Source organism: Pelomonas dachongensis, assembly GCF_043555865.1.
In the GTDB taxonomy this organism is placed as follows: Bacteria; Pseudomonadota; Gammaproteobacteria; order Burkholderiales; family Burkholderiaceae_C; genus Pelomonas; species Pelomonas dachongensis.
Genome location: NZ_JBIGHY010000007.1, coordinates 1 through 24,740, shown reverse-complemented (window position 1 = coordinate 24,740; position 24,740 = coordinate 1). Strand labels below are relative to the sequence as shown.

Genomic DNA, 24,740 nt, shown 5'->3' with positions numbered 1-24,740 from the left:
GCGCATGCTTTACACCTTCAAATCCAAGGCCGGGGCGGATGTCCTGATGCTCGGCGAAGCCGGCGATGCGGTGCTGCGCCTGATGGGCCGCGAGCCTGCGCCGCGCGGCATCCTGCAGTGCGGCGACCTGCCGGCGCTACTGCAGGCGCTGGACGCGGGCATCGCCGCCGACGAGGCGGAGTTCCAGCGCCAGGTCGCCGAGGCCACCGCCGCCGGGGAGCCAGCTCCCGTGCGCGCAGGCGTCGGCCTGCGCCAGCGCGCCTGGCCGCTGCGTGAACTGATGACTGTCAGCCATCGCGACGGTGCCGACGTGGTCTGGGGCGTGTAGTGCAAGAGGCTGCCACCCGTGTCGTGCTCATCCGCCACGGCGAAACGCTGTGGAACCGCGCGACCCGCATCCAAGGGCACACCGACATACCCCTGAGCCCGCTGGGCCTGAGTCAGGCCCGGCGTCTGGCGCAGGCGCTGGCCGACGAACCGCTGGATGCCGTCTATGCCAGCGATCTGACCCGGGCGCTGCAGACGGCCGAGGCCGTCGCACAGGCTCATGGACGGAAGGTGGTGACGGACGCGGCGCTGCGCGAACGCGCCTTCGGCCGCTTCGAAGGGCTGAGCTGGGATGAGATCAATGAGCGCTATCCGGACGAGGCGCTGCGCTGGCGCCGGCGCGACCCCGACCACCCGGTCGGTGGCGGCGAAAGTCTCCAGGCCTTCAGCGCCCGTTGTCACACGGCCGTCAAGCGGATCTGCGACAGTCATCCGGGCGGAAACATCGCGGTGGTGGCGCACGGCGGGGTGCTGGACTGCCTCTACCGTGCAGCGACGAGGGTGACGCTGCAGGCGCCGCGCAGCTGGCAGCTGGGCAACGCGAGCATCAACCGCCTGCTGGCCACGTCGGAGGGCTTCAGCCTGATCGGCTGGAACGACGACCGTCATCTGGCTGGTCTCGGCGCCGATGACATCGCCGCCTGAGAGCGGGGCCTGATTCCAGGCCCCTAGGCCCACTGTTGCATCCACGCGTCGCTTTGGGCGGACCGTCGGGTGTCGACTCCTATACTGCCGCCACTTGTCGCCCATGGCGGGCATGTCAACCGCCGCAACCTATCTGTAAAAGGTACACGATGAAGAAGACCGCCCTCGTCGCCGCCCTGGCCGCCATCACGGCTGTCCCGGCATTCGCTCAAAGCTCGGTCACCCTGTGGGGCCGCATCAACACCACCGTCGAAAGCCAGAAGGTTGGCTCGCAAGACCGCAAGGTGGTCGTGCAGAACAACTCCTCGCGTCTGGGCTTCAAGGGTCAGGAAGACCTGGGCGGCGGCCTGAAGGCTTCGTTCTCGCTGGAACACGGTCTGGATAGCGACACCGGCGCCGCGTCCGGTGGTGCTGCCGCCTACTGGAACCGCGCTTCGTGGGTTCAGCTGGAAGGCTCGTTCGGCGCCGTGCGTCTGGGCAAGTGGTTCCCGGGCTCGTACTTCGCGACCGCCGACTACGTGAGCATGCACAACCATGACACGGGCACCTCGGCCGACGCTCTGTACGGCACCCGTTTCACGACCAACAACAAGGTCTCCTACTTCACGCCCACCGTCGCTGGCTTCAACGCCGAAGTCGGCGTGGCCGCTGGCGAAGGCACCGCACCGCGCGCCTGGGACCTGGCTGTCAACTACGACATGGGCCCCCTGCATGCAGGTTTCGGCTACGAGAAGGTCGGCATCTACAAGCAGTACGCCCTCCGCGGCCTGTATGAACTGGGCGCATTAACGTTCGGTGGCTACTACCAGCGCGAAGAAGTTGACGGTTTCAAGAGCCGCAACGTGGGCCGTCTGGCTGCCATGTACACGGTCGGCCAGTCCGAGTTCCACCTGAACGTCGGCGGCTCCAAGGCCGGTGGCAATGGCGACTTCCGCTTCGGTGGCGGCAAGCAGTTCACTGCTGGCTACAACTACAACCTGAGCAAGCGCACCAAGGTCTACGGCTTCTACACGAAGACCGACTACAACGGCTCCAACGTGCAGTCGAAGGACTTCAACTCGCTGGCCGTCGGCGTCCGCCACAACTTCTGATCCTGCGGGACCAGAAACAAGAAAGCGCCCCTCGGGGCGCTTTTTTCATGGCCCGAACAGATCGGGCGAGCCCTTGTTGCCGGGGGGCGCCAGTCCGAGGTGGCGGTAGGCGGCCAGCGTCGCCACACGACCGCGCGGCGTGCGTTGCAGGAAGCCCTGCTGGATCAGGAAGGGCTCGATGACGTCCTCGATGGTGCCGGCCTCCTCGCCGATGGCGGCGGCCACGTTCTCCAGGCCGACCGGCCCGCCGTCGAAGCGGTGCACGACCGCTTCGAGGAACTTGCGGTCCATCAGGTCGAAACCCTGCGCGTCTACGTCCAGCATGGCCAGTGCCTTGTCGGCGATGCCGGCCACGATGCGCCCGTCACTTTTCACCTCGGCGTAGTCGCGCACGCGGCGCAGCAGCCGGTTGGCGATACGTGGCGTGCCGCGCGAGCGGCGGGCGATCTCCAGCGCGCCGTCGGCGTCGATGGGCGCGTTCAGCAGGCCGGCCGAGCGCGTGACGATGCGCTGCAGCTCGGCCGGGGTGTAGAACTCCAACCGGGCGACGATGCCGAAACGATCACGCAATGGATTGGTCAGCATGCCGGCGCGCGTCGTTGCACCGACCAGCGTGAAGGGCTGCAGGTCTAGCTTGATGGAGCGCGCAGCCGGCCCCTCGCCGATCATGATGTCGATCTGGTAGTCCTCCAGCGCGGGGTAGAGGATCTCCTCGACGACCGGGCTCAGGCGGTGGATCTCGTCGATGAACAGGACATCGTTCTTTTCGAGGTTGGTCAGGATGGCCGCCAGGTCCTTGGGCTTTTCCAGCACCGGCCCCGAGGTCTGGCGCAGGTTGACGCCCAGTTCCGCCGCGATGATGTGCGACAGCGTCGTCTTGCCCAGGCCGGGCGGGCCGAACAGCAGCACATGGTCCAGCGCCTCGCGACGCTTGCGGGCCGCGCCGATGAAGATTTCCAGCTGTTCTCGGGCCTTGGCTTGGCCGACGTAGTCGTCCAGCAGCTTGGGGCGCAACGCGCGCTCCAGTGCCTCCTCGCGGCTGGACTCGGGCGCGGCGCTGACGATGCGCGGCGCCGGGGCAAAGTCGTCGGTCTGGATGCTCATGACAGCTTCTTCAGCGCCAGCTTGATGCCGTCACTGACGCCAACATCCGGCGGCAGCACCTTGAGCGCAGCGGCGGCGTCCTTCTCGCTGTAGCCCAGTGCGACCAGCGCCTGCAGGATGTCGGCCTGGTTGTCATTGGTGACCGTGGCTGGCAGGGCGAGATCTGGGCCCAGCTTGCCCTTCAACTCCAGCAGCAGCCGCTCGGCGGTCTTTTTGCCGATGCCGGGCACCTTGGTCAGCCGACCCAGTTCCTGGCGGGACACGGCCTGCGCCAGCTCCGTGACCGAGAGGCCGGACAGCACGCCCAGCGCCATCTTCGGGCCGACACCGCTGATCTTGATGAGCTGGCGGAACGTGCCGCGTTCCTCGTGGGTGAGGAAGCCGAACAGCTGGTGCGCGTCCTCGCGCACGGTCAGGTGGGTCAGCAGCACGGCGCGATCGCCCAAAGCGCCCAGGTTGAAGAACGTGCTCATCGGCACGTCCACTTCGTAGCCGACACCGGCCACGTCGATCACCACCTGCGGTGGCGTTTTCTCGGCAATGACGCCGCTGAGTCGTCCAATCATGGCCCGATTATCCGGGCCGGTTCTCAGTCAGTGAGGACGGAGCTGCTCGCTACGCACGCAGGTCCATCCCCAAGCCATCAGTTCCTGCCGAACAACCCGAGGCGCTGGGCCTCCAGCGCGGCCTCGGCGCGCGAGCTCACGTTGAGCTTGCGGTAGATCTGCTTCACGTAGTCGGCAATCGTGTGGCGCGACAGGCCCAGTTGCACGCCGATCTCCGGCAGCGTGTAGCCTTTGGCCACGCGCAGCAGCACCTCGGTCTCGCGGTCGGTCAGCGACACCTCATGCAGCAACAGCGCGGCCGGCTTCTTGACCTGCGCGGCGAAGTAGGCGATGACTTTGCGCGCGATGGACGGGGACAGCGGCGGCTCGCCCTGGCTCATGCGTTGCAGTTGCTCGACCAGCAGCTCGCGCGACTGCTCCTTCAGCAGGTAGCCGAAGGCGCCGGCCTGCAGCGCCGGGAACAGGTGCTCGTCGTCGTCGTGGATGGTGACGATGACCGATTGCACTTCGGGCTGTTTCTCGCGCAGCGCGGCGATGACCTCGACACCGGAGCCGTCGGGCAGACCGAGGTCCAGCAGCGCCAGCGTGAAGCGCTGGCCGTTGACGAGCGACAGGGCGTCCTGCACGCGCGAGCACTCGGTGATCTGGGCGTTGGCGAACACCTGCTTGACGAGCGCCTTCAGCCAGGCGCGGATCTCGGGGATGTCTTCGAGCAGCAGGATGTGATTCATGGGGACCTCGGATTCGGGGCGCTGTTCAGAGCGGAATGGTCAGGCGGATGACGGTACCCCAGCCGGGACCGGATTCCACCAGGCACTGACCTTGCATTTGCTTGGCGCGTGACTTCATGCTCGCCATGCCGTGGCCGCGGTCCAGCCTGCCGTCGAGTTCGGTCGGAATGCCCTGGCCGTTGTCCTGGATGGTCAGGATGAAGTCACCGGACTGCACGACGCTGGCGATGGTCGCATTCGTCGCGCCGCTGTGCTTGATGATGTTGGACACCGACTCGCGCAGGATGCGCGTGGTCTGCACGTAGGAGCGCGCCTGCAGCGTGTGCTCCACATCCTCGGCGGGCGACTTCCATTCGGCCAGGATGTTGGCCTGGCCCAGCCGCGACACGACCTCCGCGCGCCAATCGCCCAACGCGTCGATCAGATGCACCGGCTTGCCGGTCAGGCCGCGCACGGACAGGCGCATCTCCTCCAGCGCCTCGCGCGCCAGCGTGGAGATGCGGTCGGACTCGCTGGTGTGCACGATGGTGAGCAGCTTGGCGCCCAGGTCGTCGTGCAGGTCAGCGGCGATGCGCTTGCGCTCGCGCTCCGTCACCTGCTCCAGCTTTTGCTCGGCCAGCTGGCTGTGACTGCGCTCCACCTCGGCGATGCGCTCGGCCATGCGCTGTTCCATGGCCGTCGAGCGCTTCTCGGCATCGACGCGCGCATGCGCCACGCCGCTGACCAGCTGCAGGCCCAGCGCCAGCATCAGCAGCGGCAGCATCAGCCCCAGCCAGGGCGAGGCCGTCCACCACAGCGTCTCGTTCAGCGCCGCCAGCAGCATCTCGGCCAGCAGGGCCAGCATCGTGGGCACCAGCAGCACCGCCATCCAGCGGAAGTCCTGCACCAGCGCCGGTTCCGCTGCGGTCTTCAAGCGCTCGCGGCGCAACCACAGCGCCCAGCCCATCGCCACCACCAGCTCCAGGCTCAACACCGCGTGCCACAGCGTGCCCAGCAGGCCGACCTGCCCGCCAATGAGCATCAGGCTGGCGGGCACCACCAAGCACTGGATCAGCAGCGCGTGGTCGATCCAGCCGCGCTTCCAGTTCATCTGCCGCAGCAGGTACTGCACGCCGCACAGCACCAGCAGTGTCATCAGCAGCGGGCGCAGGCCGGCGGCACTGGGCGCGGCGGCCGCGCGCAGCACGACCCAGCTCAGCATCATGCCGACCAGGAAGCTGGCCGGGCGCTCACGGTGGTGATGGCCGGACAGCAGGCCCACGACCGTCGCCATCAGCGCCAGCATGGCGGCCACCCAGCCGTGCATCGTGCCGGCCCAGTACAGCGCCGCCTGGCTCTGGGCATGGGCGACGGCAGGGGCCAGCAGGCCCGCGGTCATCGTCAGCAGAAGGGGCAGGCGCCGGGCCACGGCAGCGCCCGGCGCGATAGCGAAATTCATGGGCCGGGATTGTGCGGGACGGCGGCGCCGGCCCGCGCAGGGGAATGCACCAGCGGCGACAATTCCCGTCCATTTGCCTTCATCGCCCGCCGTGATCCTGCGTCTCACCTTCGAGCCCGTCGACAACACCCGCCTGGCCCGCGTCTGCGGCAGCCTGGATGCCCACTTGCGTGACATCGAGGCGGCGCTGGGCGTGAAGATCACGCGTCGCGACGCCGAGTTCCGCCTGAATGGCGCCAAGGCGGCGGCCGAGCGCGCCAAGACCCTCCTGGAGAACCTGTACGAGCGCGCCCGGCGCCCGCTGTCGGCAGAGACGCTGCAACTCGCGCTGGTCGAGGCCAAGGCGCCCGCCAGTGCGGCGCCCCCGCTCCCCGGTGCAGACGACCCGCTGGTGCTGCGCACCCGCCGTGCCGACCTGTCCGCGCGCACGCCGCGCCAGCACCAGTACCTGCAGCAGATCCTGTCGCACGACATCACCTTTGGTCTGGGCCCGGCCGGCACGGGCAAGACCTTCCTGGCCGTCGCCTGCGCGGTGGACGCGCTGGAGCGTTCGACCGTGCAGCGCATCATCCTGACGCGGCCGGCCGTGGAGGCCGGCGAGCGCCTGGGCTTCCTGCCCGGCGACCTGACGCAGAAGGTCGACCCTTACCTGCGCCCGCTGTACGACGCGCTGTACGACCTGCTCGGCTTCGACCGCGTCACCAAGGCCTTCGAGAAGGGCCAGCTGGAGGTCGCGCCGCTGGCCTTCATGCGTGGCCGCACGCTGAACCACGCGTTCGTCATCCTGGACGAGGCGCAGAACACCACGCCCGAGCAGATGAAGATGTTCCTGACCCGCATCGGCTTCGGCAGCCGCTGCGTCGTCACCGGTGACACCAGCCAGATCGACCTGCCGCGCGGCACGCAGTCCGGCCTCATCGATGCCGAGCATGTGCTGGCAAAGGTCAAGGGCATCGCGATGACACGCTTCACCAGCGCCGACGTGGTGCGCCACCCGCTGGTGGCGCGCATCGTGGAGGCCTACGAGGCGCGCGCCAAACGCGAGGCACGCGAAGCATGAGCCAACCTGAATTGAGCCTGTCCCTGCAATTTGCCGACCCGCGCCACCGTGCTCAGCTGCCGCGGCACAAGGTGCAGCGCTTCATCCGCGCCGCGCTGGAGCTGCCGGGCGAGATCGCTGTCCGCATCGTCGATGCCGAGGAAGGCCGTGCGCTGAACCGCGAGTACCGTGGCAAGGACTACGCGACCAACGTGCTGACCTTCGACTACAGCCACGAGCCGGTCGTCGGCGCGGATCTGGTGATCTGCGCCGAGGTCGTCGAGAAGGAAGCGGCCGAGATGGGCGTGCCGCTGCTGGACCACTACGCGCACATGCTGGTGCACGGCACGCTGCACGCGCAGGGCTACGACCACGAGGTCGACGACGAGGCCGAGTGCATGGAGGCGCGGGAGACGGAAATCATGCGCAGCCTGGGCTTCGCCGACCCCTACCAGCGCTGACGCCGCGGCGTCCGACGTCTCAGCGGCTGCTGAGGTAACGCTTGCGGCGGAACAGCAGCCACAGCCCGACGGCCAGCACGCCGATCAGTACGACAGCTTCCCAGAAGCCGGCGGGGTTCTTGATCAGCGGCATCCACTCGAAGTTCATGCCGAAGATGCCGGTGATCAGGTTCAGCGGCAGGAAGATCGCTGTCAGCACCGTCAGCGTGCGCATGATGCTGTTGGTTCGGTGGCCGAGCGCGCTGAAGTGCATCTGCACCGCCGATTCGGCCGACGACTGCAGCCGCCGCACATGGCTCAGCACGCGTTCCACATGCTCCAGCACGTCGCGCGAGCGCACCCTCAGCAGCTCGCGCTCGCGGGCCAGCTGCGGGTCGCTGTGCACCGGCCATTCGTCCAGCGCGTCTATCCACTCTGATACCGCGCTGCGCTGGTCTTCGCAGATGTCTTCCAGCCGGTGCAGCGCGTCGCGGCTTTCCAGCAGCAGCGGCCAGTCGCTGAACTCGCTGTTCGGGTCCAGCAGCACACGTTGCAGCGTGGCAAGCTGGCGGGTCAGCAGCCGGCGCAGCTCCAGGTAGCTGTCCACCATGTGGTTGACCATGCGCAGCATCAGCTCGGCGGGGCTGGCCGGCAGCCGGGCGCCGCCGCGTGGGTCGCGTTTGTCGCGGCCTTCGGTCAGGCGGTCGAGCTTGTTGGCGAAGAACTCGCGCACCTGACAGTCGGTCGGGTGTACTGTGACCAGCACGCGGTCAAACACCGCGAAGCCTACGGGGCTGGTGTCGATGGCGCGCAGCGCGCGCTGCGCCGAGGCCAGCGTGCCGTGCTCGTCGTCGACGAACAGATCCTGGCTGCCGGGTGCTGCGGCCAAGCGGCGAAACACCAGCATGTCGTACCAGGACGTGTAGTCGAAGTGCGAGGGCAGCTGGTTGTTGATCAGGTCCGCCACGTGCAGGTCGACGAGATTGCCGCAGCCCCAGCGTGCCAGCGCCTGCTGCACGGCGGTCTCGCCCACCTCGAACTCGCGCCGGCCATAGCCCATCCACAGGAAGCCGGCCTCCGGCAGCGACTCGGGCAGCGCCGGCAGCTCGGTGAAGCGGTCCGCCTCGATGTGGAAGACCCGCACGGGATCAGCCCTGCTTCAGCAGCCGCGCGGCGTCCAGCGCGAAGTAAGTCAGCACGCCATCGGCGCCGGCCCGCTTGAACGCCAGCAGGGACTCCATCATCACGGCGTCGTGGTCCAGCCAGCCGTTGGCCGCGGCGGCCTTGACCATCGCGTACTCGCCGCTGACCTGGTACGCGAAGGTCGGCACGCGGAACTCGTCCTTCACTCGCCGCACGATGTCCAGGTAGGGCATGCCGGGCTTCACCATCACCATGTCGGCGCCTTCGGCCAGGTCCAGCGCCACCTCGCGCAGCGCCTCGTCGCTGTTGCCGGGGTCCATCTGGTAAGTCTTCTTGTCGGCCTTGCCCAGGTTGCCGGCCGAACCCACCGCGTCGCGGAAGGGGCCGTAGAAGCTGCTGGCGTACTTGGCGCTGTACGCCATGATGCGCGTGTGGATGTGGCCGGCGGCTTCCAGCGCCTGTCGGATGGCGCCGATGCGCCCATCCATCATGTCGCTGGGCGCGACGATGTCCACGCCGGCTTCGGCCTGCACCAGCGCCTGCTTGGCCAGGATGCCGACGGTGACGTCGTTGATGATGTAGCCGCTGTCGTCGATGACGCCGTCCTGGCCGTGGCTGGTGAACGGGTCCAGCGCCACGTCGGTCAACACGCCGAGCTGCGGGAACTTGGCTTTCAGCGCGCGCACCGCGCGCGGCACCAGGCCGTCGGGGTTCAGCGCCTCGGCGCCGTCTGGCGTCTTCAGCGCGGCGTCGATGACCGGGAACAGCGCGATGACTGGCACGCCCAGCTCGACACACTGTTCGGCAGTGCGCAGCAGGTGGTCCAGGCTCTGGCGCGACACGCCGGGCATGCTGGCGACGGCATCGACGCGGTTCTCGCCCTCTTGGATGAAGACCGGCAGGATCAGGTCGTTCGCCGTGACGGCGTGCTCGCGCACCAGGGCGCGCGTGAACGCATCACGGCGCAGCCGGCGTGGGCGCGCGGCAGGGTAGGCGGGGGGTGTCAGAAGTGAGCGGCTCACGTGCGAATCCTTGATCTGCGGGGGCTGCGGCCCGGCGCGTGATGGACAACACATCGCGGCATCATTTATTCGTGACGCCTCCGCTCAAGCGCGCTAAAATCGTTCGCGAATGATAGCCGCAAGGTGGTCGTTCCCTGCTTTTCCTCCCTGAGCAGGAGCCTTGACGTGATGACAGCGATAAGGCTTTGCGGGCCCCGGTTCTACCGGGGCCTTTTTTATTGGTGCGCCCGGCAGTGCGCACCTACTCGGAGGTGAAAGTCCTCTACCAGCCCGGCAAGGGGAATGGTTAGCCGATGGCAAGGGCTCCGCAGGCGACTTCGGCTGACAACGCGGTGATGGCACGGCTTTCATAATGACCCCATGCTCTGGGTCAAAGCCTTTCACATCGTCTTCGTCGCGGCCTGGTTCGCCGGCCTGTTCTACCTGCCTCGCATCTTCGTGAACCTGGCCACGGTGCCGGCCGACAGCCATGCCGAGCGGGAGCGCCTGCTGCTGATGGCGCACAAGCTGCATCGCTTCAGCAGCATCCTGATGGGCGTGGCACTGCTGCTGGGCCTGTGGGTGTGGATGGGCTGGGGCGCCACGCGCTTTGCGGGCAGCGGCTGGCTGCACGCCAAGCTGGCGCTGGTGGTCGCGGTCGTCGGCTATCACCACTACAACCGCCGCCTGCTGCGCGACTTCGAGCAACTGGCGAACCGCCGCAGCCACCGCTGGTTCCGCGTCTACAACGAGATGGCAGTTCTGCTCTTCGCCGCCATCGTCGTGCTGGTGACGGTCAAGCCGTTCTGACGGAGACGCTGGCTTGCGCCACCGCCGCCAAAGCTCCGCCACATGGCTGATGCTGGCTCACATCGGGCTGGTGGTCTACGCCAGCCTGTACCCGTTCTTCCCGTGGCGCTGGCCGCCGGGCATGGGCATGCCCTGGCTGTTCGGGCTGCCCTGGCCGCCACGTTTTTATGTCTACGACCTGCAGGCCAACCTCCTGGGCTACGTCCCTCTGGGCCTGCTGGGCTTTGCCGCGGCGATGCGTTCGGGCTGGGGTCTGCGAGGCGCGCTGCTGCTGGGACTGCTGCCGGGGCCGCTGCTGTCGTTCGCGATGGAGACGCTGCAGTTTTTCGTGCCCGGCCGCGTGCCGTCGTTGTCGGACTGGACGCTGAATTCCGCCGGCAGCACGCTGGGCGCAATGCTGGGGCTGCTGCTGCATGCGCTGGGCGGGCTGGAGCGCTGGGAGGACATGCGCGACCACTGGTTCGGCGCCAGCAGCGCGCCGGCGCTGGCCCTGCTGGCACTGTGGCCAGTGGCGCTGCTGTACCCGACGCCGCTGCCGTTCGGCCTCGGACAGTGGCTGCCCTGGTTGCGCGAGGCGCTGGTGGACGCGCTGGCCGGCACGCCGTGGGCGCTGGACTGGGGGGACGCGGCCGTCGTCGAGCACCAACTGCCACCGGGGCTGCAATCGCTGGCCATTGCGCTGGGGCTGGTGGCGCCCGTGCTGCTGATGATCACGGTGGCGCGACCGGGCCTGCGCCGTGTGGCGCTGGCCGCCGGCGCGGTGCTGCTGGGCCTGCTGGGCACGGCAACTGCGACAGCGATGGCCTTCGGCCCAGACCACGCCTGGGCCTGGCTCAGCGACGCGACGCGTCCCGGCGTGGGGCTGGGCATGGTGCTGTGCCTGCTGGCCTGCCTGCTGCCGTCGCGCGTGGCCGCGGCGCTAGGCTTGTTGGTGTTCTGCACGCTGATCGGCCTCATCAGCGTGGCACCCAGCGACCCCTATCTGGCGCTGAACCTGCAGGCCTGGGAGCATGGCCGTTTCGTCAACCTGTACGGCCTCACGCGCTGGGCCGCCTGGACCTGGCCTTTCGTGGCGCTGATCTGGCTGACCGCCCGGCTGGTGCAGCGGCCGGGCTGAGTGGGGCACGGTGCGAGAATCGATGGTCATGAGCTACTACGAGCGACACGTCTTCTTCTGCCTGAACCAGCGCACCAATGGGGAGGGCAGCTGCGCCGACCACAACGCGCAGGCAGCCTTCGACCACTGCAAGTCGCGCGTGAAGCAGCTGGGCCTGGCGGGCAAGGGCGGCGTGCGCGTCAACAAGGCGGGCTGCCTGGACCGCTGCGCGGGCGGCCCGGTGGCCGTGGTGTATCCCGAGGACGTCTGGTACTCGTGGGTCGACCAGGGCGACATCGACGAGATCGTCGAGAGCCATCTGCGCGACGGCCAGGTCGTCGAGCGCCTGGTGCTGCCGGACAACGTCGGCCGATGAACGCACAGACCGAAAAGCGCCTGGTGTCCGGCCCGGCCGGCCAGATCGAGATCGCCATCGACCTGCCCGCCGGCGGGACGACGCCGATCGGCACGGCGCTGATCTGCCATCCCAACCCCACGCAGGGCGGCACGATGGACAACAAGGTCGTGCAGACGCTGGCGCGCGCCTTCATCCAGCTCGGCTGGCGGGCCGTGCGCTTCAACTTCCGCGGCATCGGCCAATCCGAGGGCGGCTGGGACGAAGGCCGCGGCGAGGTGGATGACGCGCTGGCGGTGCTCGACGCCGTGCGCGCGCCCGGCGAGACGCTGATCCTGTCGGGCTTTTCCTTCGGCGGCTATGTCGCGTCGTGTGCTGCACAGCGGCTCAGCGATCCGGCGCAACGCCTCGTGCTGGTCGGCCCCGCCACCAGCCGGTTCGATACCGCTCCCGTGCCGGCCGACACCGTGGTCATCCACGGCGAGGTCGACGACGTGGTGCCGCTCTCCGCCGTGCTCGACTGGGCACGGCCGCAGAGTCTGCCCGTCACCGTCGTCCCCGGCGTGGGCCACTTCTTCCATGGGCAGCTGCCGCTGCTCAAGTCTCTTGTGGTGCGCGCGTTCGACCCCACCAAGGTCTGACCCTCGCGCCCTGAAACCGATTCGATGAAAAGACTGCTTGCCTCCTTCCTCGCTGCGGTTCTCGCCACTTCGACGCTGACCGCCCGGGCCCAGGCGCCCCAGCCGCCCGAGATCGCCTCGCGCAACTACGTGCTGATCGACCTGACCGCGCAGAAGACGCTGACCGAGCGCGACGCCGACACGCCGCAGGACCCTGCCTCGCTGACCAAGCTGATGACGGCCTATGTCGTCTTCGGCGCGCTGCGCGACAAGAAGCTGACGCTGGAGCAGACGCTGCCGGTGTCCAAGCGCGCGTGGGACGAGCGCAAAGGCGACCCGTCGCTGATGTTCATCGACACGACGATGACGCCCAAGGTCGACGAGCTGCTGCGCGGCCTCATCATCCAGAGCGGCAACGACGCCGCCGTGGCGCTGGCCGAGGGCGTGGGTGGCACGGTCGAGGGCTTCGTGCAACTGATGAACCGCCAGGCCCAGGCCTGGGGCCTGAAGAACACCGAGTTCCGCAACGTGACGGGCATGAGCGAGCCCGGCCACAAGGCCAGCGCGCGGGACATCGCCATCATCGCGTCGCACATCATCAAGGACTTCCCCGAGTACTACGGCTACTACTCGCAGCGCGACTACACCTTCAACAAGATCCGCCAGGACAACCGCAATCTGCTGCTGCGCCGCGACCCGTCGGTGGACGGCATGAAGACCGGCTACACCGAGGCCGCCGGCTACTGCCTGGTGTCCAGCGCCAACCGCGATTTTCCGAACGGCAAGCGCCGCCTGCTGAGCGTGGTCATGGGCACCAGCTCCAAGGAAGCGCGCGCCAGCGAGAGCCAGAAACTGCTGAATTGGGGCTACACCGCTTTCGACGCGATCAAGGTCTTCGATGCCGGTAAGGCCATCGCGACCGTGCCGGTCTGGAAGGGCGACGCCAAGGAAGCCAAGCTGGGCGCGCCCGATGCGGTGTTCGTGGCCGTGCCGCGTGGTGAGTCCGCCAAGCTGCAGACGCAGGTCGAGCGCACCGACCCGCTGGTGGCGCCGCTGAACAAGGGCCAGCGCGTGGGCACGCTGCGCGTGACGACCACGGGCGGCACGCTGGTGGCCGAGGTGCCGCTGATCGTGCAGGAAGGCGTGCCACAGGCCGGCATCCTCGGTCGCGCATTCGACTCCATCCGCCTGTGGATCAAGTGAGCGAGGACGCCGCCATGAACCTGCCCCCTGAGTTGCCCGAGGTCCCGCCCGAGCAGTCGCTGATCGAGTACCCGTCCCAGTTCCCCATCAAGGTCATGGGCGCGCAGGTGGAGGGGTTCGTCGAGGCCATCGCCCACGTGGCGCGGCAGTTCGACCCGACCTTCGATGCGTCCACCATCGAGCAGCGCCCCAGCAAGGGCGGCAACTACCTGGGCCTGACGATCACGATCACGGCTACCAGCCGCGAGCAGCTGGACGAGATCTACCGCACGCTGACCACGCACCCCATGGTCAAGGTCGTGCTCTGATCCTCGCCCCTCAGCTCGAGGCGGCGGCCGCGTCCATCGCCTTCACCTTGGCCCGTGCGGCCACATCCCCGTTGCTGGCCGCCGCGGCATACCAGTAGCGGGCCAGCCGGTCATCCGCCGCCACACCCAGCCCGGTCTCGAACATCGACGCGACCAGGTATTGCGCGCCGACGTCCCCGGCCTTGGCGGCTTCCAGGTACCAGCGATGGGCCTGGACCATGTCCTGCGCGCGGCCTCTGCCGAGGTAGAAGCAGGTCGCGGTCGCCAGCGCCCCGTCGCCGTTGCCATGTTCGGCCGCGCGTTCGAACCAGTCGCACGCGGCCGTGGGGTCGGGCTTGCCGTGACGCCCCTGCTCGATCATCTCGCCCATCGCGTTCTCGGCGAGCGCGTACCGCTGCGCGGCGGCGCGCTGCAGCAGCTGCCATGCCTGGGCATCGCTGGGGCCGGGCAGTTCGCGGCGCAGATGCATCATGGCGAGGTTGAACTGGCCCAGCGCCTCGCCCCGGGTGGCCGCTTCGGTGAAGCCCCGGGCCGCCGTCTTCAGGTCGCCGTCGTCGTAGGCGGTCAGCGCGTCGGACAGCGTGGCGGCATGGGTCAACGCTGCGGCCAGCAGCAGGGTGGCGGTCAGTGCGGTCTTCATCACGGCGAGTCGGCTCAGCAGAGCGAGGGCTTACAGGCGCTGCCTATGATGCCTGCATGATCGTCAAGACTCTGGGGCGGGTGGATTACCTGCCCACGCTGGAGGCCATGCGCGCCTTCACGGCCACGCGCAATGCCGACACGCCCGACGAGTTGTGGCTGTGCGAGCACCCGCCCACCTTCACGCAGGGCATCGCGGGCAAGCCCGAGCACCTGCTGCTGCCGGGCGACATCCCGGTCGTGCCGACCGAGCGTGGGGGGCAGGTCACGTACCACGGCCCGGGTCAGGTCACCGCCTACCCGCTGGTGGACCTGCGTCGCCTGGGCATCTACGTGAAGGAGTACGTGTTCCGGCTGGAGACGGCGCTGATCCAGACGCTGGACGGCTACGACGTGACCGGCCTGCGCGTCGCCGGCGCACCGGGCATCTACGTGCGCCCGGCCGACCCGGGGGGCCACGCCGCGCTGACCGGCCCCACCGATCCGACCCACGCCTTCCAGGGCCTGGCCAAGATCGCCGCTCTGGGCATCAAGGTCAACCGCCACTGCACCTTCCATGGCCTGGCGCTGAACGTCGCGATGGACCTGGAACCCTTTCAGCGCATCAACCCCTGCGGCTACCAGGGCCTTGAAACCACATCCCTCGATAAAATCGGGGTTTCCACCGACTGGCCGACTGCGGCCTCCCGGCTTGCCGAGCGGCTCTCGGCCCAGTTGACACCATGACCGACACGACGACCTACGACCCGACGATCAAGCAGAAGGCAGAGGCGAAGACCTCGCGCATCCCGATCAAGATCGTGCCGGCCGAGGTGCTGAAAAAGCCCGACTGGATCCGCGTGAAGGCCGGCTCGCCCAGCACCCGCTTCTACGAGATCAAGCAGATCCTGCGCGAGCACAAGCTGCACACGGTCTGCGAGGAGGCGTCCTGCCCCAACATCGGCGAGTGCTTCGGCAAGGGCACGGCCACGTTCATGATCATGGGCGACAAGTGCACCCGCCGCTGCCCGTTCTGCGATGTGGGCCATGGCCGCCCGGACCCGCTGGACGTGGACGAGCCGCTGAACCTGGCCAAGACCATCGCGGCGCTGAAGCTGAAGTACGTGGTCATCACCAGCGTGGACCGCGACGACCTGAAGGACGGCGGCGCCGCCCACTTCGCCGAGTGCATCACCAGGACGCGTGAGCTGTCGCCGTCCACGCAGATCGAGGTGCTGGTGCCTGACTTCCGTGGCCGCGCCGACCGCGCGCTGAACATCCTGAAGGCCGCGCCGCCCGACGTGATGAACCACAACCTGGAGACCGCGCCGCGCCTGTACAAGGAAGCGCGCCCGGGTTCGGACTACCAGTTCAGCCTGAACCTGTTGAAGGACTTCAAGGCCGCCGTGCCGGGCGTGCCGACCAAGAGCGGCATCATGGTGGGCCTGGGCGAGACGGACGACGAGATCCGCCAGGTCATGCGCGACATGCGTGCGCACGACATCGACATGATCACCATCGGCCAGTACCTGGCGCCGTCCGGCCACCACCTGCCGGTGCGTCGTTACGTGACGCCGGACATGTTCAAGCAGTTCGAGAAGGAAGCCTACGAGCTGGGCTTCACGCACGCGGCCGTGGGCGCGATGGTGCGTAGCAGCTACCACGCGGACCAGCAGGCCCACGGCGTGCTGAACCCCGTGGCCGTCGCCTGATCGGGCTGATCAACCCGGCAGCACCACCGGCTTGCCGGGGCGCGGCTGCGGCGCCATCGGGGGCACCTGCGGCGCATCGTTCAACCGCAGGAACTTGAAGCCCGACAGCGTCACCTTGTTCTGACCGGCGTTGCGGGCATCGCGCTGCGCCATGCGGGCGATGAAGCCCTGCAGCGTTTCTTCGCGCACCTGCGGCTCGGCGGAATGCAGCAGCCGGCGCGAGCCATCGGCGCCGGTGACGATCAAACCGACGTGCGATGCGTAGTGGTTGCCGTTGCGGCCCGAGATCACGTTGACGAAGTCACCGTCCTGCAGCTGCGCCTCGATGGCGGCCACGTCCTGTTTGGCGATGTAGACGTCGTCGAACGGCTGCACCGGCACGTCGCGCTGGATCTTGAACTGCTTCAGCAGAAAGGCCTGGCGGTCGATGCGCTGGTGGTAAGGCTGCGTCGGCGCGCCCAGCGTGCGGGTCACATCGGTCACCAGCCAGTTGTTGGCGACGTTCCAGTCAGCTTCCGTGTAGTGGTTGCGCGTGGCGGTGCCGATGACGCCGTCGCGGTAGCGGATGCGCTGCAGCACCCAGAAGAACTCCTCCCACGACGAACTCAGCGCCATGGCGTAGGTGTGCTCGACGAACACCACGCAGTCGCTCTTGGCAAGGCTGAACAGCGGCTGGGTGTCGTAGGTCTCGTACGGGAACTCGCCCAGCAGGAACAGCTCGTAGGGCTGGCCGATGTTCTTTCGCGCGATGGCCGCGATGCGTTGGCGCAGGTCCGGCTGGTCCAGCTGTTGCCAGGCCAGGTAGCGGCCCACCTCGACCGGCTGCATCTGGTACAGCGGCTTGTTCATCAAGTAGGCGATCTGCGTCGCGTCCAGCCCGGTGCGGCGCGCATGCGCCACCTGGGCGGCGGTGGGCTCGACCTTGGGCGGCGCGGGCGGCGTTGGCGGTTGATGGGCGCAGGCGGCCAGCAGCAGCGTGACGGCCAGCGCGGCAAGGGTCTTGGTGGTCATCTCCGCAGTGTCAGCCCGCGGCCCGCCGTGCGGTCATGAGAGCTTGTGCGGCTCCCATAACGGCGGCTGAAGGGCTCAGGCCTCAGCCAGCAGCTTCTCGATGAGGCCGTGCAGCGCTGCGAAGTCGGGCTCGCCGACGTAGCGCTTGACGATCTCGCCGCGCTTGTTGATCAGCAGCGTCGTGGGCGTCATCTGCACCGGGCCGAAGGCGTTGGCCACGCTGCCGGTGTTGTCGATGGCCACGCCGAACGGCAGCTTGCGCGTCTCGGCGAAGCGGGCGACGAAGGCCGGGGGGTCGTAGCTCATGGCCACGGCCAGCGTGTCGAAGCCGCGGGACTTGAACTTGTCGTGCGTGGCGACGATCTGCGGCATCTCCTTCACGCAGGTCGCACAGCTGGTGGCCCAGAAGTTCACCAGCATGACCTTGCCGGCCCATTGCTGTGAGGTGACTTTGCTGCCGTCCAGCAGCGTGTAGTCCACGGCGGGCGCCTGCTCCTTGGCGCAGCCCGCCAGCAGGGCGACGCTCAGGGCGGACAGGGCAAGGGCGCGGCGATTCAGCATGGCCGCATTCTAGAAAGAAGGCTAATTCCGACGCGACAGCTCGAACATCAGCAGCGACGGCAGGGCTTCGGCCAGGTTGCGGCGCGAGATGCGCGCCACGCCATCGCGGGTGGCGGTGGACAGCTGTGTGCGGTGCTCGGCGTCGAACATCTCGACGAAAGCCACGTCAGGCGCTTCGCGCGAGACCGAGGCAATCAGCTGCAGCAGGGCGTCGTCCGTCAGCGCGGCGTCGAACAGCACCGCATGCGGCAGGCCTTCGCGGCAGAACTGCTCGGCTTCGGCGACGCTGCCCACCACATCCACCAGCATGCCCATCTGTCGTACGGCCGTCTGCGCCTCCGTGCGCAGATCGCGGTTGGCCGACAGTATCAGCAGCTGGCAACCCGCCAGCGGCCGCGAATTGCCGCCCATGCGCTCAGCCTCGGCCTCCAGCCGGGCGTGCGTGCTGTCCGGCGGCGGCGCTTCATCGGGCGCCAGTTGGTTGAACTCCAGCGTCAGCAGCGTGATGCCGGCCTCCTGCTCGCGCAGCGGCAGCACGCCGAGCGTGATGGCAGTCTGTTCTAGCAGGCGCCAGGCCAGCGAATCCAGCCCCGGCGTCTGGCGCTCCTCGCTGGGCGGGGCGCTGATCAGGTCCAGCGAGCGGTGCGCAAAGCGGCAGCTCAGCCGCGCCTTGACCGGCCAGGGTGTCAGGTCCAGGCGCAGATCCACCGACGAGTGCGTGTTGGCCAGCGCCCAGTCCATCAGCGCGTTCAGCAGCGCGAACAGCAGGGCGCCATCGGCCCAGATCTCCACCGGCTTCAACGCCTGGCGTACCTGCACGCCGCGCACCTGCGTCTCGCGGCTGCGCTGGGCCAGCACGCTGCGCAGCATCTGCGTCAGGTGCTGGCGCTCGCGGTTCAGGCGCAGCCGGCCCGAGGCCAGCCGGGCCAGTTGCTGGCCCAGCATGCCGGCGGTGCGGGCGTCATCCACGCTGCGGCGCAGCAGGCGCAGGCCGCGGCGGTCGATCTGGCCCGTGGTGGCCAGATTCTGGATCTGCTCCAGCGCCGCGCTCAGCGGGCCCGCGATCTCGGCGCCCAATTGCTGGACGATGTCCGCCCACTGCACCGGTGAGGGTTCAGGGGTGACATCGTTGGCAGCGCTGGCGGGCGCAGAGGACGGCGGTGTGGACATGGCCCGACGGAGACGAAGCTGCGGCAGCGGAACTTCATATTAGGGATTGCCGCGAACGGTGAAACGTCATCCTCAATGCTTGCGGGCTTGCTCTCCATCCCTTGGCCTGGGGGGAAACCCTGGGTTCAGGGGCGGGTTTGCCCTCAAGCGACGACGCCTGCGGCCAGCCACGCATCGATGTCGGCGTCGCTGCAGCCGGCCTCCCGCAGCAGCTCGCGGCTGTGCTGGCCCAGCAGCGGCGGCGCATGGCGGTATTGCACGGGCGTGGCGGACAGTTTCATCGGGCTGGCGATCAGCCGCAGGTCGGGCGTCAGCGGATGGTCGAGCCCCACCACGGCGCCGCGTGCTTCGGCCTGCGGGTCGGCCAGCGCCTCCGCAATGGAATTGATGGAGCCGCACGGCACCTTGGCCGCCTCCAGCGCGGCCAGCCAGTCGGCCCGCGGACGCTGGCGCACGGCGTCTTCCAGCAGCGGCACCAGCGCCGCGCGGTGGCGCACGCGCTCGGCGTTGGTCGCAAAGCGCGGGTCGGCCGCCCAGTCCGGTCGGCCGGCGATGTCGCAGAACTTGGCGAATTGGCGGTCGTTGCCCACGGCCAGGATCAGGTGGCCGTCGCGGGCCTCGAACACCTGGTAGGGCACGATGTTCTGGTGCGCGTTGCCCATGCGGCCGGGCGCCTTGCCGCTGCACAAGTAGTTGCTGCCCAGGTTGGCGAGCATCGCCAGCTGGGTGTCGAACAGGGCCATGTCGATGACCTGGCCCTGGCCGGTGGCGTCGCGGTGGCGAAGGGCGGCCAGGATGGCGACGGTGGCATACATGCCGGTGAACAGGTCGGCCACGGCCACGCCCACCTTCTGCGGGCCGCCGCCGGGCAGGTCGTCGCGCTCGCCGGTCACGCTCATCAGTCCGCCCATGCCCTGTACCGCGTAGTCGTAGCCGGCACGCTCGGCGTAGGGGCCGGTCTGACCGAAGCCGGTGATGGAACAGATCACCAGGCCCGGGTGATCAGCCAGCAGGCTTCGCGCGTCCAGCCCGTAGCGGGCCAGGTCGCCGACCTTGAAGTTCTCCACCAGCACGTCCACCTGGCCGGCCAAGCGGCGCACGATGGCCTGGCCCTCTGGCGTAGCCAGATCCACGGCCAGCGAGCGCTTGTTGCGGTTGGCGCCCAGGAAGTAGGCGGCCTCGGACGTGTCCTGCCCGTCGGCGTCCTTCAGATAGGGCGGTCCCCAGGCGCGCGTGTCGTCGCCGCTGCCGGGGCGCTCGATCTTGATGACATCGGCGCCCAGGTCGGCCAGCGTCTGCGTGCACCAGGGGCCGGCGAGCACGCGCGACAGGTCCAGCACGCGCACGCCAGACAGCGCCTGGGGTGTTTGGGGAACTTGGGGAGCTTGGGGGAGGGGCAACGCTTGCATCACGGAATTGTGGCCGTGCGGCTGCCGATAATTCGCCGATGCGCCCCCGTCCTCCCGCCGGATTTGTCCTCGTGCTCCCCTTGCTGGTCGTGTGCCTGTCGGCCTGCCAGCCGACGCTGAACTGGCGGGAGGCCCGACCGGAAGGCGCAGGCGTCGCTGTGCTGTTCCCCTGCAAGCCTGATGTCGAGCAGCGTCCGGCCCGGCCGGGCCAGGGCGCGATGGGCCTGGCGCGCTGCGAGGCCGGTGGCCTGAACTTCGCGCTCTCCTGGGCGGACCTGCCCGATCCCGGCAAGTCGCCCGCGGCACTGCAGGCCATGCCGCGGGCGCTGGCCGCCAAGCTCGGCCAGCCGCTGCCTGCCCCGCAGCCACTGCAGGTGGCGGGCATGACGCCGCTGCCCGATGCGGGCAACTACCGCATCGCCGGCATCGAGGGCGGTACGGGGGTCACGAGAGTGGCGGTGTTCGCCCATGGCGTGCGCGTCTATCAGGTGCTGATGGCCGGGCGGCAGGACGATGCGGCGACCTGGGACGCTTGGGTGAGCAGTCTGCGCGTTGGCGCCGCACTGCGGCCCGCCGGCTAACATCCGCGCATGCCCGGCCTGCTCATCATCGCCCACGCCCCGCTGGCCTCTGCGCTGCGGGAGGTGGCCGAACACACCTACCCGGACTGCGCACGCACGCTGTCCGTGCTGGACGTGCCGCCGGACATGGGGGCCGACGCCGTCGAGGCTGCCGCGCGCGACCTGATGGTCCGCAGCGGCCAGCCCGAGTGGCTGGTGCTGACCGACGTCTTCGGCGCCACCCCCAGCAACGCCGCGCAGCGGCTGGCCGGCATCCAGGTGCGCGTGGTCAGCGGTGTCAGCGTGCCCATGCTGTGGCGCTCTCTCTGTTATTCGGCCCAGCCGCTGGACGCGCTGGCCGACCGCGCGGCCCAGGGCGGCGCTTCCGGCATCGTTGCCACTCCCACCGCTCAGGACGCATGATCAAGTCCACGCTCACCATCAGCAACAAGCTGGGCCTGCATGCCCGCGCCTCCGCCAAGCTGACCAAGCTGGCCGGCAGCTTCAAGTGCGAGATCTACATGAGTCGCAACGGCCGCCGTGTGAACGCCAAAAGCATCATGGGCGTCATGATGCTGGCCGCCGGGCTGGGTGCCAGCGTCGAGCTGGAGACGGACGGTGTCGACGAACAGGCGGCACAGGACCAGATCACCGCGCTGGTCAACGACAAATTCGGCGAAGGCCAGTGAAGTGATGGGCCGTCAGGCCGCTGTGCGACGGAAGCGCGCCGGCAGGTCGGCGGTGCGCACCAGCAGCGGCAGGTCGGCGGAGTTGAAGTCCGGGTCCCAGGCCGGCTCGCCCATCAGCTTCGCGCCACAGCGCAGGTAGCCGCGGATCAGTGCCGGCGGTTCGACGGCCAGGTCTTGACGCAGGTGCTCGACGGGCAACGGCAGGCGCGGGCGCACCTGGCAGTCGATGGGGGCGAGGTGGGTCGCCGCGATCTGCTTCCACAGACTGGCGGCGAAATGCCCGCCGTCACGCATGCTGACGCTGGCGCAGCCGATGATGGCATCCATGCCATTGCGGCTGACGAACTCCGTCAGCGCACCCCACAGCGCCAGGATGGCGCCGCCGCTGCGGTGGTCCGCATGCACACAGGAGCGACCGATCTCCACCAGCCGGGGCCGCAGCGCGCGCAGGCGGGTCAGATCGAACTCCGTGTCGCTGTAAAGGCCGCCGGCACGCTTGGCGGCTGCAGGCGTCAGCACGCGGTAGGTGCCGACGACGGGGCCCGGCTCACCGGCCATGCCCCCGGCACGTACCAGCAGATGTTCGCAGTAGGCGTCAAACAGATCGACGTCCAGGCCGGCCGGCGCGCCTTTGGGCGGTGACAGGCGAGCGCCCATCTCAACGGCGAAGACCTGGTAGCGCAGGGCCTGCGCCTCGCGGACCTCGGTCTCGTCCCGGGCCCAGCTCACGCTGAGCGCAGCCGTCAGAAGGGGCGGCGTGACGCGCGCAATCAGCGGGGCATGCTGCAGCGCATGCGGGAGGAGGTCGTTGCTCGTGTTCATGGACCGCATGCTGGGCAAACGGTTTGACGTGGCGGTGAAGCGCTCGTGAAAAAACCATGACGGCGCGGGGCGGCTGAGCAGCTACATTGGCCGCTCGACTGCAGGGTGCATTGATGAGCTTCCAGGTGTTCGGCATTGCGGTTTCGCGCGGCGTGGCTATCGGCCGGGCCGTGCTGGTGGCGTCCAGCCGCGTCGACGTGGCGCACTATTTCGTCGGGCCGGATGAGGTGGCGCCCGAGATTGCCCGGCTGCTGCGCGCGCGCGACGCCGTTGTGCAGGAGTTGCAGACGCTGAAGGACGAGTTACCCGACGACGCGCCGCACGAACTGGCCGCGTTGCTGGATGTGCACCTGATGCTGCTGCACGACGAAGCCCTGACGGGCAGCGCCAGTCAATGGATCACCGAGCGGCACTACAACGCGGAGTGGGCACTGTCCGCGCAGCTGGAAGTGCTGGCGCGCCAGTTCGACGAGATGGAGGACGACTACCTGCGCGAGCGCAAGGCCGACCTGGAGCAGGTCGTCGAGCGCGTGCTGCGCGCCCTGACGCAGGCGCAGGGCGATGCGCCTGCTGTCGCATCGCGCGACTTCGGTGGCGAAGACCCGCTGCTGTTGGTGGCCGCCGACATCGCGCCAGCCGACATGATCCAGTTCAAGCGCAGCGTGTTCCGCGGCTTCATCACCGACATTGGCGGCAAGACGTCGCACACCGCCATCGTCGCCCGCAGCATGGACATTCCGGCCGTGGTCGGTACGCGGGAGGCCTCGCGGCTCATCATGCAGGACGACTGGGTCATCATCGACGGCGATGCCGGCACCGTCATCGTGAACCCCTCGCCCATCGTGCTGGAGGAGTACCGCTTCCGGCAGCGCCAGAGCGAGCTGGAACGCGCACGGCTGGCCCGTCTGCGCCACACGCCGGCCGTCACGCTGGACGGCGAGCACATCGAGCTGCACGCCAACATCGAGATGCCGGCCGACGCGGAAGCTGCCGTTGTCGCTGGTGCGACCGGCGTGGGGCTGTTCCGCAGCGAGTTTCTATTCATGAACCGCGAGGGCGAACTGCCCAGCGAGGAGGAGCAGTTCATCGCCTACAAGGCCGCCGTCGAGGCGATGAAGGGCATGCCGGTCACCATCCGCACCGTGGACGTGGGCGCCGACAAGCCGCTGGACCGCCTGACAGTGAACGAACTGCGCCACGAGCATGTGCTGAACCCCGCGATGGGTCTGCGCGCGATCCGCTGGAGCCTGGCGGAGCCCAGCATGTTCCGCCAGCAGCTGCGCGCCATCTACAGAGCGAGCGCGTTCGGTAAAGTCAAGCTGCTGATTCCAATGGTCGCTCACCTCGCCGAGGTGCGGCAGATCATCGAGACGGTCAAGAAGGTGCAGCAGCAGCTGTCTGATGCGGGGCATGCGTACACGCGAGTTGAACTGGGCGTGATGATCGAGATCCCGGCTGCTGCTGTCATGCTGCCGCTGCTGTTGCGCCACGTGGATTTCGTCTCCATCGGTACCAACGACCTGATTCAGTACACCCTGGCGATCGACCGGGCCGATGAAGCGGTTGCTCATCTGTATGACCCGTGGCACCCGGCCGTGCTGCAACTGATTGGCCAGTCCATCGCGCAAGCGCGCTCGGCGGGCAAGGGCGTCAGCGTCTGCGGCGAAATGGCCGGCGACCCGGACTTCACCGAGCTGTTGCTGGCCATGGGGCTGCGCAGCTTCTCTATGCATCCCTCGCAGATACCCGCCGTCAAACAACGGGTGTTGCGCGCAGACGCCGCGCGGCTCTCCGCTGCACTGCCGCGCGTGCTCGGTAGCGAGGATCCGCAAGCAGAAGCGGAAAAGGCGCTGGCGCCGGTGCGTAGCGGCCCAGTGGTGCATTGACCTGCCAGGCAAGGGCTGTCGGGCGCGACTCCTATATGTATAGATCCGCGGCTGCCCGGCCCTGCAGACCGGGTCAGCCGTGAGGGCGGCCTCTTTGGAGACAGCCGGCGACCTCGTTCAAGATGTGCAGCCGACTTTGACGAGCAGTGGTTGAAAGTTTTTCGCCGAACTTCTTGCAAGCTCCGGATTTGCTGTGCTACAGTCGTGGGCTTCGCTGATCACAGCACTGAGTTGAAAGACGCAGACGTGGTTGGCGAGGCGGACCGAAAGGTTCGGGCGAGCTGGAGAGCTTGTCGAGTGCTTCGAAAAATTATTTTTCAAAAGTACTTGACGACGCTGCGAAAGCAGATCAAAATCTCGCCTCTTTGCTGATGACTGCGACGCG

General features: G+C 68.2%; 30 protein-coding genes. 17 read left to right on the top strand and 13 right to left on the bottom strand.

Going from position 1 to position 24,740, the window contains the following annotated elements:
• The first annotated feature begins 4 nt into the window (after positions 1-4).
• The 3 genes from ACG02S_RS18350 (at position 5) to ACG02S_RS18340 (ending at position 2,063) form a co-directional block, all read left to right on the top strand.
• Complete coding sequence (locus tag ACG02S_RS18350; RefSeq protein WP_394471930.1) at positions 5-328, top strand: DUF1840 domain-containing protein; 324 nt, start codon at positions 5-7, stop codon at positions 326-328.
• Between the two features lie 23 nt (positions 329-351).
• Positions 352-972: a histidine phosphatase family protein gene (locus ACG02S_RS18345; protein WP_394471929.1), complete on the top strand. Its 621-nt coding sequence runs from the start codon at positions 352-354 to the stop codon at positions 970-972.
• Positions 973-1,121: 149 nt separating this feature from the next.
• A complete protein-coding gene (locus ACG02S_RS18340) occupies positions 1,122-2,063 on the top strand; it encodes a porin (protein WP_394471928.1) in 942 nt (313 codons plus the stop codon).
• Between the two features lie 45 nt (positions 2,064-2,108).
• On the opposite strand, the gene ruvB is transcribed toward ACG02S_RS18340, so the two are convergent.
• The 4 genes from ruvB to ACG02S_RS18320 all read right to left on the bottom strand — a co-directional run bounded on the left by ruvB (position 2,109) and on the right by ACG02S_RS18320 (position 5,902).
• Positions 2,109-3,167, bottom strand: a complete 1,059-nt coding sequence (gene ruvB / locus ACG02S_RS18335; protein ID WP_394471927.1) for a Holliday junction branch migration DNA helicase RuvB — start codon at positions 3,165-3,167, stop codon at positions 2,109-2,111.
• Positions 3,164-3,733: a Holliday junction branch migration protein RuvA gene (gene ruvA / locus ACG02S_RS18330; RefSeq protein ID WP_394471926.1), complete on the bottom strand. Its 570-nt coding sequence runs from the start codon at positions 3,731-3,733 to the stop codon at positions 3,164-3,166. Before ruvA ends, ruvB begins: the two co-directional genes overlap by 4 nt.
• A gap of 77 nt (positions 3,734-3,810) precedes the next feature.
• Positions 3,811-4,464 carry a response regulator gene (locus ACG02S_RS18325; protein WP_394471925.1) on the bottom strand — a complete coding sequence of 218 codons (654 nt, stop codon included), beginning with the start codon at positions 4,462-4,464 and terminating at the stop codon, positions 3,811-3,813.
• Positions 4,465-4,489: 25 nt separating this feature from the next.
• Positions 4,490-5,902 carry a sensor histidine kinase gene (locus ACG02S_RS18320; protein WP_394471924.1) on the bottom strand — a complete coding sequence of 471 codons (1,413 nt, stop codon included), beginning with the start codon at positions 5,900-5,902 and terminating at the stop codon, positions 4,490-4,492.
• 91 nt (positions 5,903-5,993) lie between these two features.
• On the opposite strand from ACG02S_RS18320, the gene ACG02S_RS18315 reads away from it, so the two are divergent.
• Positions 5,994-6,962 carry a PhoH family protein gene (locus ACG02S_RS18315; RefSeq protein ID WP_394471923.1) on the top strand — a complete coding sequence of 323 codons (969 nt, stop codon included), beginning with the start codon at positions 5,994-5,996 and terminating at the stop codon, positions 6,960-6,962.
• Positions 6,959-7,402 carry an rRNA maturation RNase YbeY gene (gene ybeY / locus ACG02S_RS18310; protein ID WP_394471922.1) on the top strand — a complete coding sequence of 148 codons (444 nt, stop codon included), beginning with the start codon at positions 6,959-6,961 and terminating at the stop codon, positions 7,400-7,402. The genes ACG02S_RS18315 and ybeY overlap by 4 nt, the downstream gene beginning before the upstream one ends.
• 19 nt (positions 7,403-7,421) lie before the next feature.
• Here the strand turns inward: ybeY and ACG02S_RS18305 are convergent, their stop codons facing one another.
• A complete protein-coding gene (locus ACG02S_RS18305) occupies positions 7,422-8,525 on the bottom strand; it encodes a magnesium transporter CorA family protein (protein ID WP_394471921.1) in 1,104 nt (367 codons plus the stop codon).
• 4 nt (positions 8,526-8,529) lie between these two features.
• Positions 8,530-9,546 carry a porphobilinogen synthase gene (hemB, locus tag ACG02S_RS18300; RefSeq protein WP_394471920.1) on the bottom strand — a complete coding sequence of 339 codons (1,017 nt, stop codon included), beginning with the start codon at positions 9,544-9,546 and terminating at the stop codon, positions 8,530-8,532.
• Between the two features lie 360 nt (positions 9,547-9,906).
• On the opposite strand from hemB, the gene ACG02S_RS18295 reads away from it, so the two are divergent.
• Genes ACG02S_RS18295 through ACG02S_RS18270 form a run of 6 tightly spaced genes read left to right on the top strand, consistent with a single transcriptional unit; the run spans position 9,907 to position 13,917 of the window.
• The gene (locus tag ACG02S_RS18295; RefSeq protein ID WP_394471919.1) at positions 9,907-10,335 is read left to right on the top strand and encodes a CopD family protein; all 429 of its coding nucleotides are present in this window, start codon (positions 9,907-9,909) and stop codon (positions 10,333-10,335) included.
• Between the two features lie 13 nt (positions 10,336-10,348).
• The gene (locus ACG02S_RS18290) at positions 10,349-11,452 is read left to right on the top strand and encodes a VanZ family protein (RefSeq protein WP_394471918.1); all 1,104 of its coding nucleotides are present in this window, start codon (positions 10,349-10,351) and stop codon (positions 11,450-11,452) included.
• Positions 11,453-11,480: 28 nt separating this feature from the next.
• Positions 11,481-11,807 carry a (2Fe-2S) ferredoxin domain-containing protein gene (locus tag ACG02S_RS18285; RefSeq protein ID WP_394471917.1) on the top strand — a complete coding sequence of 109 codons (327 nt, stop codon included), beginning with the start codon at positions 11,481-11,483 and terminating at the stop codon, positions 11,805-11,807.
• Positions 11,804-12,427 carry an alpha/beta hydrolase gene (locus ACG02S_RS18280; RefSeq protein WP_394471916.1) on the top strand — a complete coding sequence of 208 codons (624 nt, stop codon included), beginning with the start codon at positions 11,804-11,806 and terminating at the stop codon, positions 12,425-12,427. Before ACG02S_RS18285 ends, ACG02S_RS18280 begins: the two co-directional genes overlap by 4 nt.
• A gap of 24 nt (positions 12,428-12,451) precedes the next feature.
• Positions 12,452-13,609 carry a D-alanyl-D-alanine carboxypeptidase family protein gene (locus ACG02S_RS18275; RefSeq protein WP_394471915.1) on the top strand — a complete coding sequence of 386 codons (1,158 nt, stop codon included), beginning with the start codon at positions 12,452-12,454 and terminating at the stop codon, positions 13,607-13,609.
• A gap of 14 nt (positions 13,610-13,623) precedes the next feature.
• Positions 13,624-13,917, top strand: coding sequence for a DUF493 family protein (locus tag ACG02S_RS18270; RefSeq protein WP_394471914.1), 294 nt, complete (start codon positions 13,624-13,626; stop codon positions 13,915-13,917).
• A gap of 10 nt (positions 13,918-13,927) precedes the next feature.
• Here ACG02S_RS18270 and ACG02S_RS18265 read toward each other — a convergent pair whose 3' ends face one another.
• Entirely contained in the window at positions 13,928-14,557 is a 630-nt protein-coding gene (locus ACG02S_RS18265; RefSeq protein ID WP_394471913.1) for a tetratricopeptide repeat protein, read from the bottom strand.
• Positions 14,558-14,613: 56 nt separating this feature from the next.
• Between ACG02S_RS18265 and lipB the strand changes: the two genes are divergently transcribed.
• Positions 14,614-15,282, top strand: a complete 669-nt coding sequence (gene lipB / locus ACG02S_RS18260; RefSeq protein WP_394471912.1) for a lipoyl(octanoyl) transferase LipB — start codon at positions 14,614-14,616, stop codon at positions 15,280-15,282.
• On the top strand, positions 15,279-16,247 hold the full coding sequence (gene lipA, locus ACG02S_RS18255; RefSeq protein ID WP_394471911.1) for a lipoyl synthase: 969 nt from the start codon (positions 15,279-15,281) through the stop codon (positions 16,245-16,247). The genes lipB and lipA overlap by 4 nt, the downstream gene beginning before the upstream one ends.
• A gap of 9 nt (positions 16,248-16,256) precedes the next feature.
• On the opposite strand, the gene ACG02S_RS18250 is transcribed toward lipA, so the two are convergent.
• The 4 genes from ACG02S_RS18250 to ACG02S_RS18235 all read right to left on the bottom strand — a co-directional run bounded on the left by ACG02S_RS18250 (position 16,257) and on the right by ACG02S_RS18235 (position 20,398).
• Positions 16,257-17,258 carry an N-acetylmuramoyl-L-alanine amidase-like domain-containing protein gene (locus tag ACG02S_RS18250; protein ID WP_394471910.1) on the bottom strand — a complete coding sequence of 334 codons (1,002 nt, stop codon included), beginning with the start codon at positions 17,256-17,258 and terminating at the stop codon, positions 16,257-16,259.
• Between the two features lie 75 nt (positions 17,259-17,333).
• On the bottom strand, positions 17,334-17,819 hold the full coding sequence (locus ACG02S_RS18245; RefSeq protein WP_394471909.1) for a TlpA family protein disulfide reductase: 486 nt from the start codon (positions 17,817-17,819) through the stop codon (positions 17,334-17,336).
• A 21-nt stretch (positions 17,820-17,840) separates the two neighbouring features.
• Positions 17,841-18,989, bottom strand: a complete 1,149-nt coding sequence (locus ACG02S_RS18240) for a hypothetical protein (RefSeq protein ID WP_394471908.1) — start codon at positions 18,987-18,989, stop codon at positions 17,841-17,843.
• Between the two features lie 143 nt (positions 18,990-19,132).
• Positions 19,133-20,398, bottom strand: coding sequence for a CaiB/BaiF CoA transferase family protein (locus tag ACG02S_RS18235; protein WP_394471907.1), 1,266 nt, complete (start codon positions 20,396-20,398; stop codon positions 19,133-19,135).
• Between the two features lie 71 nt (positions 20,399-20,469).
• On the opposite strand from ACG02S_RS18235, the gene ACG02S_RS18230 reads away from it, so the two are divergent.
• Genes ACG02S_RS18230 through ACG02S_RS18220 form a run of 3 tightly spaced genes read left to right on the top strand, consistent with a single transcriptional unit; the run spans position 20,470 to position 21,647 of the window.
• Entirely contained in the window at positions 20,470-20,979 is a 510-nt protein-coding gene (locus ACG02S_RS18230) for a hypothetical protein (RefSeq protein WP_394471906.1), read from the top strand.
• A 9-nt stretch (positions 20,980-20,988) separates the two neighbouring features.
• Positions 20,989-21,381, top strand: a complete 393-nt coding sequence (locus ACG02S_RS18225) for a PTS sugar transporter subunit IIA (RefSeq protein WP_394471905.1) — start codon at positions 20,989-20,991, stop codon at positions 21,379-21,381.
• Positions 21,378-21,647: an HPr family phosphocarrier protein gene (locus ACG02S_RS18220; protein WP_394471904.1), complete on the top strand. Its 270-nt coding sequence runs from the start codon at positions 21,378-21,380 to the stop codon at positions 21,645-21,647. Before ACG02S_RS18225 ends, ACG02S_RS18220 begins: the two co-directional genes overlap by 4 nt.
• Positions 21,648-21,659: 12 nt before the next feature.
• Here the strand turns inward: ACG02S_RS18220 and ACG02S_RS18215 are convergent, their stop codons facing one another.
• On the bottom strand, positions 21,660-22,469 hold the full coding sequence (locus ACG02S_RS18215; protein ID WP_394471903.1) for a GNAT family N-acetyltransferase: 810 nt from the start codon (positions 22,467-22,469) through the stop codon (positions 21,660-21,662).
• Positions 22,470-22,582: 113 nt separating this feature from the next.
• Here ACG02S_RS18215 and ptsP point away from each other — a divergent pair, with 113 nt between their 5' ends.
• Positions 22,583-24,355 (top strand): phosphoenolpyruvate--protein phosphotransferase, encoded by a 1,773-nt coding sequence (gene ptsP / locus ACG02S_RS18210; RefSeq protein ID WP_394471902.1) that lies wholly within the window; start codon positions 22,583-22,585, stop codon positions 24,353-24,355.
• Between the two features lie 117 nt (positions 24,356-24,472).
• Here the strand turns inward: ptsP and ACG02S_RS18205 are convergent.
• Positions 24,473-24,740, bottom strand: a 268-nt coding sequence (locus ACG02S_RS18205; protein ID WP_394471901.1) for a hypothetical protein, incomplete at its 5' end; no start/stop codon positions are given.